12 protein-coding genes and 1 pseudogene are annotated in these 15,797 nt (G+C 67.6%); 11 read left to right on the top strand and 2 right to left on the bottom strand.

The features are described from left to right. Nucleotides 1–94: 94 nt before the first annotated feature. From OG714_RS18990 to OG714_RS18980, 3 genes are all read left to right on the top strand, one after another. Nucleotides 95–3,712 carry a DEAD/DEAH box helicase family protein gene (locus tag OG714_RS18990; protein ID WP_406122465.1) on the top strand — a complete coding sequence of 1,206 codons (3,618 nt, stop codon included), beginning with the start codon at nucleotides 95–97 and terminating at the stop codon, nucleotides 3,710–3,712. Between the two features lie 446 nt (nucleotides 3,713–4,158). Continuing rightward, nucleotides 4,159–5,289, top strand: a complete 1,131-nt coding sequence (locus tag OG714_RS18985; RefSeq protein ID WP_406122463.1) for a restriction endonuclease subunit S — start codon at nucleotides 4,159–4,161, stop codon at nucleotides 5,287–5,289. Then, the gene (locus tag OG714_RS18980) at nucleotides 5,286–6,881 is read left to right on the top strand and encodes an N-6 DNA methylase (protein ID WP_406122461.1); all 1,596 of its coding nucleotides are present in this window, start codon (nucleotides 5,286–5,288) and stop codon (nucleotides 6,879–6,881) included. The genes OG714_RS18985 and OG714_RS18980 overlap by 4 nt, the downstream gene beginning before the upstream one ends. A 116-nt stretch (nucleotides 6,882–6,997) precedes the next feature. On the opposite strand, the gene OG714_RS18975 is transcribed toward OG714_RS18980, so the two are convergent. Together OG714_RS18975 and OG714_RS18970 are read right to left on the bottom strand one after the other, a co-directional pair. Beyond that, nucleotides 6,998–7,189, bottom strand: coding sequence for a DUF397 domain-containing protein (locus OG714_RS18975; RefSeq protein ID WP_406122459.1), 192 nt, complete (start codon nucleotides 7,187–7,189; stop codon nucleotides 6,998–7,000). After that, entirely contained in the window at nucleotides 7,186–8,061 is an 876-nt protein-coding gene (locus OG714_RS18970) for a helix-turn-helix domain-containing protein (protein WP_406122457.1), read from the bottom strand. Before OG714_RS18970 ends, OG714_RS18975 begins: the two co-directional genes overlap by 4 nt. 157 nt (nucleotides 8,062–8,218) lie before the next feature. Here OG714_RS18970 and OG714_RS18965 point away from each other — a divergent pair. The 8 genes and pseudogenes from OG714_RS18965 (at nucleotide 8,219) to OG714_RS18930 (ending at nucleotide 15,694) form a co-directional block, all read left to right on the top strand. Beyond that, nucleotides 8,219–8,625, top strand: a pseudogene (locus tag OG714_RS18965) (ATP-binding protein). A gap of 206 nt (nucleotides 8,626–8,831) precedes the next feature. Next, complete coding sequence (locus tag OG714_RS18960; protein WP_406122455.1) at nucleotides 8,832–9,716, top strand: helix-turn-helix domain-containing protein; 885 nt, start codon at nucleotides 8,832–8,834, stop codon at nucleotides 9,714–9,716. 52 nt (nucleotides 9,717–9,768) lie between these two features. After that, nucleotides 9,769–10,386 (top strand): Uma2 family endonuclease, encoded by a 618-nt coding sequence (locus OG714_RS18955; RefSeq protein WP_406122453.1) that lies wholly within the window; start codon nucleotides 9,769–9,771, stop codon nucleotides 10,384–10,386. Nucleotides 10,387–10,502: 116 nt separating this feature from the next. After that, the gene (locus OG714_RS18950; RefSeq protein ID WP_406122451.1) at nucleotides 10,503–11,165 is read left to right on the top strand and encodes a hypothetical protein; all 663 of its coding nucleotides are present in this window, start codon (nucleotides 10,503–10,505) and stop codon (nucleotides 11,163–11,165) included. 52 nt (nucleotides 11,166–11,217) lie between these two features. Further along, nucleotides 11,218–12,078: an N-acetyl-1-D-myo-inositol-2-amino-2-deoxy-alpha-D-glucopyranoside deacetylase gene (mshB, locus tag OG714_RS18945; RefSeq protein WP_406122449.1), complete on the top strand. Its 861-nt coding sequence runs from the start codon at nucleotides 11,218–11,220 to the stop codon at nucleotides 12,076–12,078. After that, a complete protein-coding gene (locus OG714_RS18940; RefSeq protein WP_406122447.1) occupies nucleotides 12,078–12,494 on the top strand; it encodes a DUF6113 family protein in 417 nt (138 codons plus the stop codon). The genes mshB and OG714_RS18940 overlap by 1 nt, the downstream gene beginning before the upstream one ends. Before the next feature lie 150 nt (nucleotides 12,495–12,644). Then, entirely contained in the window at nucleotides 12,645–15,254 is a 2,610-nt protein-coding gene (locus OG714_RS18935) for a hypothetical protein (RefSeq protein WP_406122445.1), read from the top strand. A 23-nt stretch (nucleotides 15,255–15,277) separates the two neighbouring features. Next, a complete protein-coding gene (locus OG714_RS18930) occupies nucleotides 15,278–15,694 on the top strand; it encodes a hypothetical protein (RefSeq protein WP_406122443.1) in 417 nt (138 codons plus the stop codon). Nucleotides 15,695–15,797: the final 103 nt, after the last annotated feature.

Genomic DNA, 15,797 nt, shown 5'->3' with positions numbered 1-15,797 from the left:
CGTTGCCCTTGGCCCGTCCGGTTCTGCCACCCCAGATCGTTCGGCTCCGTAAGCTTGACGGACCGAGGACAAGCAAAGGCTGGGGCAGCGGCGCGTGGACAGAAACAGTGGTGACGATCGGCTTCGGGAACTGGCGAAGGCGTCGCCCAACTTCGGGCGGCTGTACGGACATCAGCCTCTCCTGGCGATCTACGGTTCCCAGGCAGAGCTCACCGTCCTGACCAACCCGAACGCCGCGTACGTCAGCGCTGGCCAGTTCGGTGAGGTGCTCGCCGAGGAGTTCGTCACCCGTACCGGAACCCGCGTCGAAGGCACCCGGCAGGTCGATCGCCTCAACGCGCTGACTCGACAGGGCGTACTCGTCGGCTGGAGCCGTGACGCTTTCGACAAGCTGCGCCGAGGCCGGAACGACGCCGCGCACAACCACCTCTTCGACACGACGAAGGCACTCGAAGCGCTGGAGTTGTGCTGGAAGTTGGGCGACCTCTTCGACCGGGCCATGGGCGGCACACGGACCGTCGCCGCATTCGTACCGCCGACACTCCCGGGCGAGGCATCCTCTGCCGAGCCGGAGGAAATCGCTGAGCTCGAAGAGGCGTTGGAGGGGCATCGCCGCGCGTTGGCCGAGTCGCGCGTGAAGCTTTCCGAGACGAGCGACCGCCTGGAGGCCGAGCGAAGGGCGCGTGCCGAGACCGAGGCGCTCATCGCCAGCGCGGAACAGACCAAGGCCGCGTACGCCGTGCAGAACGAGGAACTGCGGGCGCAGGTCGCAGAGTTGCGGGCGGCTCATCAGCAGCAGTACAACCGCGAGCGCCTCCAGCCGCGCAAGGTTGCCTCCGCCGCACGCGAGGCCATCGTCGAGCGCGCGCAGCGCCCCGCGCCGCTCAACGAGGTGCAGGCACGCGCGAAGATCGACGCGATGCTGTCCAAGGCGGGCTGGCTGATCCAGGACAAGGCAGACGCCAACCCGCTCGCGGGCAGGGGCGTTGCCATCCGTGAGTTCACGGTGGCCACCGGCCGAGCCGACTACGTCCTCTACGTCGACGGAAAGATCGTCGGCGTCATCGAGGCCAAGCGCGAGGGAACGCCGCTCGCCGGCGCTCTCGCCCAGAACGAGCGGTACGCGGCCGGTGTGCTCAAGGAGCACGCGATGGCTGTATGGCGCCGGGAGGAGCCCTTCGCGTTCCGGTACGCCACCACGGGTACGGAGACGTACTTCCTCAACCGGGTTGATCCGGACGCCCGTTCGCGTGAGGTCTTCGCCTTCCACCGCCCCGAGACCTTCGCCGCCTGGATGAAGAAGGCCGACGAGAATCGGGCGGCTCCCACTTTCCGGGCGGCCCTACGCACGAGCATGCCGCTCCTGGAGACGCACGGCCTGCGCATGGCCCAGGTGGACGCTGTCACGGGCCTGGAAGGGTCCCTGGCCGCCGACAAGCCGCGCGCGCTGATCCAGATGGCGACGGGAGCGGGTAAGACCTTCACGGCCGTCACGGAGACGTACCGCCTGCTGCGCCATGCGGGCGCCCGTCGGGTCCTGTTCCTTGTCGACCGCAACAACCTCGGTCGACAGGCGCACGCAGAGTTCGACAAGTACCGCACGCCCGACGAGAACCGGAAGCTCACCGACCTCTACAACGTCGACATGCTGGGCCGCAGTGGGCTCCAGGAGACGTCGTCCGTAGTGATCTCGACAATCCAGCGGATGTACGCGCTCCTTAAGGGCGAAACCGTGGCGGACGGACCGGAGTCGGACGAGCCGGAGACACAGCAGCCGGAACCCGCGGACCGCGAGAACACGACGGCCTCGGCCCTGGACGAGACCTACGAGGCGGACGAGCCGATCAGCGTCGAGTACAACCCGGACATCCCGATCGAGTCCTTCGACGTGATCGTGATCGACGAATGCCACCGCTCCATCTACGGCCTGTGGCGTGGCGTCCTGGAATACTTCGACGCCCATCTCGTCGGCCTCACCGCCACGCCCACCCGCCAGACCAAGGGGTTCTTCGACAACAACATGGTCTCGCAGTACACCTTCGAACAGGCTGTGGCCGACGGAGTCAACGTCGACTTCGACATCGTGCGCCTCAACACGGACATCCGCGAGGACGGCGGCGCGAAGATCGAGGCGGGTACGACCGTGCGGATCCGTGACCGGCAGACGCGGGCACAGCGGTACGAGGAACTGGACGAGGACTTCGAGTACACGGTCGCGCAACTGGGCCGCACGGTGATCACCGCGGACGAGATCCGCGCTGTACTGACGACGTACAGGAACAACTGGCAGCGCTGGTTCCCGGGACGCGCCGACCTCCCCAAGACCCTCGTCTTCGCGGCTGGCGACGACCATGCCGACGAGGTGCTCAAGCAGGTCAAGCAGGTCTTCGGCAGGGGCGACGAGTTCGCGAAGAAAATCACCTACCGATCGCGGGAGAACGGGGACGACCCCGATTCGCTCATCAACGACCTGCGCAACTCGGCCAGGTTGAGGGTCGCGGTGACGGTCGACATGATCGCCACGGGTACGGACGTGAAGCCGCTGGAGTGCGTGATATTCCTTCGTTCGATCAAGAGCCCGGTGCTCTTTGAGCAGATGAAGGGGCGGGGTGCGCGTTCGATCGACGCGGACGAGTTGAAGGCGGTTACGCCAGAGGCGGCGCCGGATCTGGCCAAGGACCGGTTCGTGTTGATCGATGCGGTGGGGGTGACCGACTCATCTCTGGTGGATGCCCAACCGCTGATCCCGGCAGGTGAGAAGGGCGTCTCGCTGGCGAAACTCCTCGACAAGGCCGGTACGCGCTCGTTGACGGCGGACGAGGCGGAGACACTGGGGCGTCGACTGGCCCGTATCGACCGCCAGTTGGGCGGCGAGGAGAAGAAGCTGCTGGCCCAGACGTCCGGGGGTACCTCTCTGGCCGACCTGGCGCGCCGTATCGCCGACGCGGTGGACGTCGACACCCAGGATCGTGCCCGGCGTGAAGGGGGTCCTGAGCTCGCCAAGAAGCTGGTCCAGGACGCGGTGGCCCCGCTGACTTCCCAGCCGGAGCTGCGCAAGCTGATCCTGGAGATCCGTCACCAGCAGGACCTGACGTACGACGAGACGACGGAAGTACGAGTCACCGAGCTGCGTGAGATACCGCGCGAGGAGAGGGCTCGCAAAGAACTCGCCGAGTGGAACACGCTGCTCACGAAGGAACAGCGCGACGAGAACGCGGCGATCAGGGTCGCCCTGGGCAGTGGCGCGCGGGTGAGTCCGCGTGAGGCGAGGGACGCGCTCAAGGAACTCGCGGGCCGGATCCGGGCGACGAACCGTTCCTGGACGACGGGTGTTCTCTGGGACCTCTACGACCAGCTCGGCAAGGTGGCGGCCAGCCCCGGCAAGGAGGCGGGCCTCGGCGATCTGGTCCGGCTCATCCGCTTCGAGCTCGGCGCCGACGATGAGCTGCGTCCGTACCGTACGGTGGTCGAGGAGCGCTTCGAGGGCTGGTTGCTGCGGCAGCGGCAGGCGGGCGTGGAGTTCACGGACGACCAGCTGTGGTGGCTGGACCGGATAAAGAACGCCATTGCTGTCGACGTCGGCATCGAGCCGGGGGACTTCGGGCATGCGCCGTTCTCCGAGCGTGGTGGCGGTCGGGGCTTCATGCGCGCGTTCGGGGATAAGGACAAGGCGTTGGAACTGTTGGATGAGCTGAATCAGGAATTGGCTTGAGCGTGAGCGTGGACGGGGAGAGAGAGCTTCCGGCCGGGTGGGTTTGGGCTGAGCTGGGGGATTTGCTGCATCGCATCGAGGCAGGGAAATCGTTCACTTGTGAACCGCGTCCCGCTCAACCCCACGAGTGGGGCGTCATCAAGGTAAGCGCCATGACGTGGGGAGAATTTGACGCCAATGAGAACAAGGCGGTTCCAAAAGGGCGTGAATTTGACCCAGCTTATGAGATCTCTTCGGGCGACCTCCTCGTAAGTCGGGCTAACACTAAAGCGTACGTTGGGGCTCCGGTTCTGGTTGGGTCATGCAGGCCCAGGTTGTTGTTGTCGGACAAGAGCCTGCGCCTTGTCCCGCGAGACTGTGTAAGTAAGCGCTGGCTCGTCCACTTTTTGCGCTCTCCGCAGGCTCGATCATATGTTGAGGCCAAGGCGAGCGGCACCAAGGATGCGATGCGCAACCTGTCGCAAGAGGCGCTGCGGAGGATGCCGGTTGCACTGCCGCCGTTCACGGAGCAACGGCGCATTGTGGATGCACTCGAAGAGCAGCTGTCGCGGCTTGACGCGGCAATGGGTTCCGTATCGAAAATGAGGGCGCGCTGTAACTCGCTGGCCAGCACCCTTTCCGATCGGGCCGTCTTGGGACAGTTGGACTCGGCCACGCCTTCGGTCTGCAACGTCTCGCTGGAGCAGATCCGGTCGGCAACGAGACGCCTGGGTGGAAAGCGCTGGAAGTCAACTGACGCGATTCAGCTACCGGGGATGGTGATCCCTGAGGGGTGGATGCTCGCCAGTCTCGGCGATCTTGCTTGGGGCTACGGCTATGGGACGTCCACTAAGTGTGAATATGGCGGTGTTGGGGATCCGGTTCTCCGTATCCCCAATATTCAAGACGGAGAAATCGATACCGGTGATGTCAAGCGTGCGCTGGATGGCGCCTTGGACCTCTCGGGCTATCACGTGCGGCGTGGTGAAATCTTGTTCGTGCGAACGAACGGAAGTCCTGCTCTGATCGGCCGAGTTGGCGTAGTCGAGCGCGACATGGACTATGCGTTTGCCTCGTACCTCATCCGTTTCAAGCTGAACTCGGAATTTGTTGACCCCCGATGGGTTGCGATGGTGACACAGAGCAGAACTTGGCGTCGCCACATTCAGAGGGTTGCGGCATCCTCGGCAGGGCAATACAACCTGAACTCTAAACTGTTGGCGGAACTTCCAATTCCCTTGCCGGTGCTGTCGGTGCAGCGTCAGCTATTGGAGCAGGTGAGTTCTGAACTGTCATGGGTTCGGAGGCTTAGTTCCGTGTCCGATACTGTGTTGCAACGGTCAAGGGGGCTGCGAATGCGTCTGCTTCAGAAAGCATTTCAAGGAGGCCTCGTTGCTCAGGATCCTTCTGACGAACATGCCAGTGTTTCCCTTACTCGAATCACCGCCACCCGAGCCGCTCCGCCCAAGTCCAAGGGGCCCCGCAAAGCAGCTGCTAGGGGCTCCTCAAAGGCGCTCGCCCCGCGAGCCGCAGCGCTCATCGCGCCCGCACCAACCCCCGCCCCCGCCAACGCAGTCCAGCAGGAGTTCGACCTGTGACCGCCACCGCAGACCCCCAGCAGCCCGCGACCGAGCCGGCTGAGACGGCCAAAGTCGCCGCCCAGACCAACACCCTGGTCTCCAAGCTCTGGAACTACTGCAACGTCCTCCGCGACAACGGCATGTCCACCATCGAGTACGTCGAGCAGCTCTCGTACCTGCTCTTCCTCAAGATGGTTGACGAGTTCGAGAACGACCCGTGGGACGGGCGGGACATGAGCGCGATCGTGCCTGCCGAGTACAACTGGAAGTCACTCGTCGGTAAGCGCGGTCCCGAGTTGGAGAAGCACTACCGCAATGCTCTCGAACACCTCGGCCGCCTCCCCGACACCACCATCGGGACGATCTTCGCCGACGCCCAGAACCGGATCACCAAGCCCGCTCTTCTGGAGAAGCTGGTCGTCGATTTGATCGGCAAGGAAGAGTGGACCGTCACGGGGACGGACCTCAAGGGCGATGCCTACGAGGGGCTGTTGTCCAAGGGCGCCTCGGACACCAAGACCGGCGCCGGCCAGTACTTCACTCCTCGCGCGCTCATCGACGCCATGGTCGACGTCACCCGGCCCGGCCCGGACGACACCATCACCGACCCGGCCTGCGGTACGGGCGGCTTCCTCATCGCGGCCCACTCCTACATCCGCGACCACCACATGAAGAAGATGTCGCTGGACGAGCGTATGGCGTACGACAGCGGCCGGAAAATCTGGGGCAACGAACTTGTCACCGGCACCGCCCGCCTCGCCGCGATGAACATGCTCCTCCACGGGATCGGCAAGAGCGACGGACCCAGCCTCATCAGCGTCGGTGACGCGCTCGCCGAGAAGCCCAGCGGTCATCACGCGACCCTCGTCCTCGCGAACCCTCCCTTCGGCCGCAAGTCCGCGATCACCGTGATCGGCCAGGACGGCGATGTCGAGAAGGAGGACATCCAGTACGACCGCGACGACTTCACCGCGACCACGACCAACAAGCAGCTGAATTTCCTGCAACACATCATGTCGCTCACGGCAGTTGGCGGCCGAGCTGCTGTCGTCCTGCCGGACAACGTCCTCTTCGAGGGCGGGGCCGGTGAGAAGGTCCGCCGAAAGCTTCTCGACGAGTTCGACCTCCACACCATCCTGCGGCTGCCGACCGGCATCTTCTACGCCGGTGGCGTCAAGGCCAACGTCCTCTTCTTCGACAAGAAAGCCCCGCGCGCTGACGGCAAGCCGCACACCACCGAGACCTGGATCTACGATCTCCGCGTCGGCCAGCACTTCACACTCAAGCAGCGCCCTCTCACCCGGGCCCACCTTGACGACTTCGTCGCGGCCTACCGCCCCGAGGAGCCCAGGTCGGCCCGAGTCGAGTCTGAGGACGACAACGGGCCCTTCAGGAAGTTCAGTTACGAGGACCTGATCGCCCGCGACAAGGTCAACCTCGACATCACGTGGATGAAGGACCCCGCCCTCGACGACGCCGACAGCGGCCTGGCGCCCGAGGTGATCGCCGAGGAGATCGTCCGCGACCTTCAGTCCGCCTTGAACGAGTTCACGGCCATCGCCCGTTCCCTGGGTGCCGAGGTCGACGTACCCGAGGTCGAAGTCGAGTAGCCGTAGCGGGCTTCCGAGTTGAGCGGTGCCCACTCTGCTCGTCCCGGTTGGGTTGTCGCCCGCGAGAGTGTGACACTTCCGCGCGAAGTGTCACACTCTCGCGGAGGGGGTGCTGGTCAGCTCTGGGACGCGTACGTCACGAAGTTCGCCCACGCGGTCGGGGCGACGGCGAAGCGGGGGCCTTCGGCGGTCTTGGAATCGCGGATGTGGACCGTGCGGGGCGCTACCGCGATCTCTACACAGGAGTCCCCGTCAGGGCCGTCGCTGTAGCTGCTCTTGAACCAGGCCAGTTCGGGCTCGCGGATCATGTTTCTCCCAGCAGTTGTTCGATGAACGCCAGCGACTCCCGTGGCGGGAGGGCCTGCGCCCGGATGGTGCCATACCGCAGTTCAAGGATACGAAGCTGCCTCGGATCCGAGGTTGGACGACCGCTGAACGCACCATCGGAACGCCCCACTGCTGTACCGTCCTCGAACTTCAGCACTTCGATCCTGCCGCTCATGCCGGGATGGGCCGCGCTGTCCGTGGGCATCACCTGAAGCGTGACGTTGTTCAACCGCCCCACCTCCAGCAGACGTTCGAACTGCTGTCGCCGCACCATTGTGCCTCCAACCTTGCGGCGCAGAGTCGCTTCTTCCAGGACGAAGCTGAGTGCAGGGGCAGGCGACCGATCGAACACGCTCCGCCGGGCCATGCGGGCGGCTACCCGCCGTTCCAAGTCCTCTGGCGAGTAGGCGGGCTGCCACGACTCCAACAGGGCTCGCGCATGCTCGGGCGTCTGCAACAGACCGGGGATGCTGCTGCACACGTACACCCCGATCTCCACCGCCCGCCCTTCGACCTCCGCCAAGTCCCGCACGTTCTTGGGATACCGGACCTTCTCCACGTCCTCCTTCATCGCCGAGATCAGCCCGTCCGCCCGCATCACCTCTTCGGACTTGTCCAGATACTCGGGCCGGGGGATCCGCTTCCCACCCTCAATCTTGTAGACGAGGTCCTCGCCGTACCCCACCGCCACTGCGAAGTCCGGGACCCGCATCCCCACGGCCTCCCGTCGCAGCTTCAGTTGCCGCCCGACCGTCGCGAGGACCGCCAACCCCCACTCGTCGTCCGGGTCCACCTCCCAACCCGGCTCGTCCGACTCGCCGTTGAGCTGTCCCTCGCCCGCGTGCACCGACATCTCGCACCCCTCCTGATCCGTACGACCGTGCCGCGACGCCCCTACCCGCGCGACCCGGCCCGACAGCCCGGACACGACCGGACAACGCCTGGACAGTCACCGTACGCAACGGCCATGTCACTGTTCACGGTAAGCATGCGCGGCCACGCTGAGTGACGTGATCCAGGAATCCACCGCCTCCCAACCCCAACTCGACATCCCCACCCGCAACTTCACGGTGCAGTTGTCCCCCACACCTCGCGGAGCCCGCCTTGCCCGCCTCCTGGCCACCGAACAACTCGGCGCCTGGGCCGTCCCGTTGGACCCGGCCCGTCAGATCGTCGCCGAACTCGCTACCAACGCACCCGGGGTGACCGTCCGCCGCTCCCCCAAGACCCCACGCAGGACGGGGAGTCGGGCCGGGGCCTGCTGATCGTCGAGGCGCTCGCCGACCGCTGGGGCTGGGACCCGGGACCGCGCCCCCGCAAGACGGTCTGGGCCGAACTGGTACTGGACCGCGCACCGAACCCCGGAAACCCGAACTCCGGTGCAAGGGGCGCCTTTCCCCAAGAACCACGACGGTGAAAGAACCCCCACCAAGCCCCACCCCACCCTCCCGGCAGCCGGGCCCACCGTTCACCCATCCGGGTGAACATCATCAACTGGGCTGGATTCCGGGCAGGTTGCGTGATCTACGCTCAGTGCAAACAACCGCAGACATACGACGGCCCTCGCCGGGACGGCAATCCCAAGGCGAGGGCCTGACCACCTAGGAAGACTCAACCTTCCCGATGGATACACACGACATTAGCGCGCCCCCGCGCGCCCAGTCCCTGCACGCCGCCAACCCTCACGCGAACCACCCGAACCGGCGGCCCAACGGTCACGGTCACGGCGGCCTCACGCACGACAACGCCCGCCACACCGCCCGCTTCACGGTGATCGGCAACCACCTCGCCCAGCACCCGGAGTTGTCAGGGCTCGCGATCGGCCTCGGCGTCCACATCCAGTCCCTCCCGGCGGGCGCCCGCGTCGACATCAAGTCGCTCGCGGCCCGTTTCCCGGAGGGCACGACCCGAATCGCCGCCGCGCTACGGGAGTTGGAGACCCACGGCTACCTTCGTCGCCAACGGCACCGGGTCCCCGACGGCCGCATCATCACCCGCACGATCTCCTGCAACCAGCCCGGCAGCCGCCGTAGGGACCCGCACGCGGCACCGAAGGCACCCGCAGCCGCAGCCCGCCGCGAACGGTCACCCCGCAAGCCCCTCCCCGCCGTACCGCGCCCGGCGTGCCCGGCCCCCGCCCTCCTCCAGACGGCCACGGATCTCCTCGCGGACCTGCGCTGCTACGCCCCTGACCTCCTCCTGTCGGCCTGCGACACGGCCCACCTGGCCCCTGGTGTCGCGGCCTGGCTGGAGCGAGACGTCACCCTCACAGCCGTACGCCACGCCCTGACCGCAGACCTCCCGCCTGAAGGCCTACGCCGCCCCGCAGCCCTGCTGGCCCACCGCCTGACAGCCCAACTCCCGCCCCCACCACCATTCCGTGCCCCGGCCCCGCCACCAGCCGTACGGCACCCGCTCCAGAACTGCGAAGGCTGCGACCACGCCTTCCGCTCACCTATCCCAGGACGCTGCCATGACTGCCGAACCGATCTTCCAGGGGCCACCTAGCATGAAGGGGACGATCCTTGCCCCCAGGCACAGACGACGAGGAGCGAGCGCCATGACCATCGCCTCGGACAACGCGCAGCAGGGCGCTTCCCACTTCTACCGGGCCATGCGGGACTTCCTTGAGTCCATGGACGACACCATCCCGGGCAAATTTGAGATCACCAAGGAAGGGATCGTCCACGACATGATGTCGCCCGTGAAGCCGCACGAACTCACCGTGCTGCACCTCCGGAAGCGCCTTGAGAAGGTCATGCCGGAGGAACTCGTGGCCCACACGGGGGAGCCGGACGTGGAGGCCGCGGCCGAGGGCATCATGCGTCACCCCGATGTGATGGTGATCGCCATGGCGGACATGGAGGGCGACGGTGCGTTCGACCCACATACGCTCATCGCCGCCATCGAAGTCGTGTCGCGCTCCAACCCGGACAACGACTGGGTGAGCAAGATGCGTGACTATCCCCTGCTCGGCATTCCCGTCTACGTGATCTTCGACCCCCGCACGGGCGAGGGCGCCGTCCTCACCGACATCCACGCCACCCCCGACGGCCCCCGCTACGCCACCCGCAAGGACTTCGTCTATGGCGAGGACGTCACCATCGCCGACTGGACGATCTCCACGGGCAACCTGCCGCGCTACGGAGACGGGGGAGAGGTGCGATCCGGCAACTGAGAGACAGGAATCGGCCACCTTGGTGCGAGCCGGCCCGCCCAGCTTGACTCAGCCCCGTACGGCTCGGGAATCGTGCCGGTAGAGATCGTGGCGATGAGTTAGCACGGGGGTTACGCATGTCCGTTCCCAGACCGCAGACGCGTCAGTTCGAGGCGTTCATGGCGAACCTGTCGTACGCCAGGCGCATGGTCGAAGCGGGCAGGATGCTCACCCCTTTCAGATCGCCCACGATCGACATCGACGACTTCTACCGGGCGGCCTGGGTTCAGGCCGTCGCAGCGATCGATCACTGGCTGCATGAAGAGGTGCTGCGCCGGGTCGCCGAGCTAGCCGCCAAGGCCAGCCCCGACATGCCGTACCAGCTGAGGGTCTATGAGTTGCCGCTGCACAGGATCGAGGCGGTGCAGCGAGGTGATGTCACCTTGCCCGATGCGGTTGTCGAGCATCTGCGCGACAAGCTCGCAGCTCAGTCGCTCCAGCATCCCGGGAAGATCTCCGAAGTGCTCAAGCTGGTGACGGACAAGAAGGTCTGGTACCTCAGTGCAGGATGGATCAACGAGTCGTTCTTCCAGGGCCGTACCTCGCTGAATGAAAAGACCCTTCGCAGTCGCTATCTGGAGATCACTCAGCGGCGGAACAAGATCGCGCACGACGCCGACCTGGTCGACGGTGACCTCAAGGAACGCCGTTCCATCGACGAGGCCTCGGTGAACGATGCCATCGACTGGATCGAGCGAATCGCGCTCGCCATCGCTCACGTCCTCGACGACGAGGGGTGAAGGGCGGGCAGGGGTGAGCGGGGGCGGGGTGGGGGCCTCGTAGGGTGGGTCCATGACGGAACTGCCCGCCCGTCGTCTGCTGCTGGTGCACGCGCACCCGGACGACGAGTCGATCAACAACGGCGCGACGATGGCCAAGTACGCGGCCGAGGGTGCCCACGTGACGCTGGTCACGTGCACCCTCGGAGAGCGCGGCGAGGTCATCCCGCCCGCGCTGCGGCATCTGTCGGGCGCCGGACTGGCCGAGGAGCGGGAGCGCGAGCTCGCCGCCGCCATGAAGGCGCTCGGGGTCACCGACCACGGCCTCCTGGGCGGCCCCGGCAGATACCGGGACTCCGGGATGATGGGCACCTCGGACAACGACGACCCCGCCTGCTTCTGGCAGGCCGACGTCGACGAGGCCGCCGGACATCTCGTCGAGGTCATCCGCGAAGTGCGCCCACAGGTCCTCGTCACCTACGACCCCGACGGCGGCTACGGCCACCCCGACCACATCCAGGCCCACCGCGTGGCCATGCGCGCGGCCGAACTCGCCGCCGACGCGGGGCAGTCGATCGCCAAGGTCTACTGGAACCGCGTACCCCGGACCGTCGTCGAGGAGGGCTTCGCGCGGCTGCGTGACGCGCTGCCGGAGCTTCCCTTCGCGGAGACGGCCGCCGTGGACGACGTACCGGGTGTCGTGGACGACGGGCGGATCACCACCGCGATCGACGCCGCCGCGTACGCCGCGGCCAAGACCGCCGCGATGCGCGCGCACGCCACGCAGCTCGAAGTGGCCCCGGACCAGCCGTACTTCGCGCTCTCCAACGACCTCGCGCAGCCCCTGTTCACCACCGAGTACTACGAGTTGGCGCATCCTGCGGTGAGTGACGGTGCGCCCGAGACCGACCTCTTCGAAGGGCTGGGCCTGTGATGAGCGCCACCAACGGCGGGAGCCTGCTCGCCCAGCCGCTGCAACGGCCGTCCGCGCTGCGGGTGTTGGCCTACCTGGGGCTCTTCGTGCTCGGCGCGGTCGTCGGGGCGGCCGGGGCGCTCGTGCAGGCCGCGTGGTTCCCGGGCGGGCTGCTGCTCGCGCTCGTGGGAGCGGCCGGGGCGTTCGTCGGTGGCGCGAGAGCGACCGAGGGCCGGGGCGGTGCCGTGGCGCCCGCCGCCGGCTGGATGGTCGCCGTCATCCTGCTCACCGCCAGCCGCCCGGAAGGCGACTTCCTCTTCGGTGCGGGCGTCGGTTCCTATCTGTTCCTGCTCGGCGGGATGGCCGTAGCTGTGATCTGTGCCACGTTGGGTTTGGGGCGGCAACCAACCGGCCCTGACGTCCGACTTGGCAAGTGACGTACCACTTCGCGGCGACGCGCGCGTGCGAGTCCGGTGTGGGTTTCCCCAGCGGCCGTGGGATACCGCCAAGAAGTGGCCAGTATGGTGGTGCGCGCCGCCGAGTCGCCCGTGGGTGTCGGGCGGCGGAGCCAACCGGGAGAACCTGCCTTGAGTCGTGAAACTGACACTCCGTCCTCCGGGCCCGACGGGCGCGGCGGAGCCGCTTACCCCTCGGGGACCCCGCCGTACGGGACGCCCGCGGCTTCCGACGACCGTACGGATGCGGGGCGTTCGGCCGCGCAGCCGGAGGAACGCAAGACCGAGACGACGCTGACGACCCGGATCCGGATCAACATCCCCGGTTCGCGGCCCATTCCGCCTGTCGTCGTGCGCACGCCCGTCGCGGACACCGGGTCCGGCGACGGATCCACGACCGCCGAGACGCAGCTGCCGAGTTCCGCGCTGCCCACGGGCGGCGTCGTCGAGCCGTCCGCCGAACTCGCGCTGCCCGGCGCCGAGGAGAAGCCGAGCGACTGGTTCGCGCCCCGCAAGTCCGGCCCCGCGAAGGGCGGTCAGGGCGGTGGCGGCACCAACGGCGCCGGGATTCCCGGCGGTTCGGCCGCGGGCACCCCGAGTGCGCCGCCTGCCGCCGGAGCGCCCGGTCCGGGTCGGCCGAGTGCCGGCCGTCCCGGTGGTGTGGTCGGCGGCATGAACGTGACGAGCGCCGTCCGTCAGGCCGGCGCGAACGGCGGCGGTACGAACGGCGCCGGAATCGGCGGCGCCACCGGCGCCGGACCCGTGGCCCCCGGGCACGGTGGCGGCACCGGTTCCTTCGACGTGACGGAAGCACTGGGGGCCGGCCCGCTGGGCAACGGATCACGCCCGAACGGCGGTGGCCCGAACACCGGCCCCAACGGCGGCCCCGGCGAGCCCCGCCGCGACGACCTGCCGTACTTCTCGGACAACGGCCAGCAGGCCGGCTTCCCCGGCCCCAACGGCCAAGGCGGCCAGGGTGGTTACCCCGAGCCCAACGGCCAGGGCGAGCTGGGCGGTTTCCCCGGGGGCGGCGGCCCCGGCGGGCGAGCCGAACAGTTCCCCGGTCCCAACGGGCAGGGCATGGGCCCCGGAGGTCCGGGCGGTCCCGGCGGACCCAGCGGTTTCAACGGCCCGAACGGGCGCGGCGGCCAGGGCGGTCCCGAGGGTCCCGCGGGCCCGACCGGCGGTCCGGTCACCGGCAGCGGCCTGATGCTGCCGCCCGGCCCCATGGGCGGAGCACCGGGCGCGCCCAGCGCGCTGAGCGGCTACGCCGACGGATCTGGCGGCACGAACGGCGGTCCCGGAGGCCCTGGCGGTCCCGGCACCCCGGGTGCGCCCTCCGGCCGACACGGCAGGGCTCCTGGCGGTCCTGGCACGGGTCCCGCTGGTCCCGGCGGCCCGGGTATGGGTCCCGGCGGTCCCGGCGCGGGTCCCGGTGGCCCCGGTATGGGTCCTGGCGGTCCCGGTATGGGCCCCGGCACCCCCGGCGGCGCGAGTCTCCCCGGCATGATCCCCGGCGGTGGTCTCAGCGACGACACCGCGATCCTCACCCCGCAGAAGCCGGCCCCCGGGCCCGGTGGCCCCGGTTACGGCGCCCCCGCCGACCAGGTCTCCGGACACACCGTCACCAGCGGTATGCCGGTCATCCCGGGCGCCGGGAACTCGCCGTTCGGCACCGGTACCCACCCCGACGGCCCGCTGCCGCACACGCCCCCGAAGCTGCCCGACCCCGGTTCGGCGCAGAGCGCGCCCGCCGGCAAGAACGCGGGCAAGAGCGCGAAGAAAAAGAAGAAGGGCCGCAGCAAGCTGGTCCTGCTCGTCGTCGGCGTGTTCGTCATCGCGGGCGGCGCGTACGGCGCCGGGCTGCTGATGAACCACACCGACGTGCCCAAGGGCACCACCGTGCTCGGCGTCGACATCGGCGGCGGCACCCGTGACGACGCCGTCAAGAAGCTCGACGACGCGTTCGGCGACCGCGTGAACAAGCCGCTGAAGCTGTCGGTCGGCGGCAAGACGGTCTCGCTCAAGCCGGACCAGGCGGGGCTTCAGTTCGACTTCGCGTCCACCGTCAGCAAGGCGGCCACCAGCGACTACAACCCGGTCTCCGTGATCGGCTCGCTCTTCGGCCAGCACCGGGTGGTCCAGCCCGAGATGCCGGTCGACGAGGAGAAGCTGACCGCCGCCCTCACCGACCTCGGCGGCGGCTCCGGCTCCGGCTCGGTGACCGAGGGCACGATCGAGTTCAAGGCCGACAAGGCGGTCGCCGTCTACGGCAAGGCGGGCAAGGCCATCGACGCGGCCGGCTCCGTCACGGCCGTGGCGGAGGCGTACCGCGCCGAGGTGGAGACCGGCACGGCCACCGCGGTGACGGTCCCGACGACCACCAAGCAGCCGACGATCACCAACGCCGAGGTCGACCGCGAGATGAAGGAGTTCGCGAAGCTCGCGATGTCGGCCAACGTGACGGTCCAGACGGACGCCACGCACGCGGTGTCGTTCAGCCCGCAGAACTCGATCTACAAGTTCCTGAGCGTGCAGGCCGTGAACGGCAAACTGGTCGAGCACTACGACCTCGTCGAGCTGAAGAAGCTCTACGGCGCCACGTTCGCCGGCGTGCAGTTCGAGCGGGGAAACGGTTCGAAGACAGCTGTGGCGGCGTCTGACGTGGCTGTCGGTCTGCGCGAGGCGCTGCGTGGAAAGACGGCCGCGGCGCGTATCGTCACCATTCCGCTCAGCAATTGACGATCGGAATGCAAGGGGGAAGTATGCGGCGTCGTCTTGCCGTGCCCATGGTTTCAGCCGCGGTCGCCATCGGGATTCTCGGTGTGTTCACGGGATCCGCCTCGGCGGCCTCCTGGGAGGTCAACACCGGGATCGAAACCGCCTACGACCCGGACGAGCTCGGCTATTTCAATCAGCGGGGCGATGCCTGCGCGATCGGCAGCCCGAGCGGGCGCGTCTGCTTCGACCGGGGCGACGACGGCATTTACGTGCGGGACGAGAAGAACGACCACAAGTCCGTCACCGGGTACTGGCTCACGGGAAACCGCAAGGGAAAGTGCGTCAACAAAGCCGGTTTCGGTAAGTGGGTCTACTGCTCGAAGAATTTCACCGACCACAAGGCCATTGATATCTGGCTCGAATACAACGGACACAAGTTTCTCGTGACGGGCAACACGTGACCGGCACCACGTGACGGACATTCCTCCGACCGGCCCCCACCTCCCCGACCCGGAGGCGGGGGCCGGCCGGCTTGTGGAGGCCGACCGGCTTTCCGTCATCCGC

The sequence above is a fragment of the Streptomyces sp. NBC_00989 genome (genome assembly GCF_045162655.1).
Taxonomy (GTDB): Bacteria; Actinomycetota; Actinomycetes; order Streptomycetales; family Streptomycetaceae; genus Streptomyces.
This window is presented reverse-complemented; position numbering and strand designations above follow the sequence as displayed.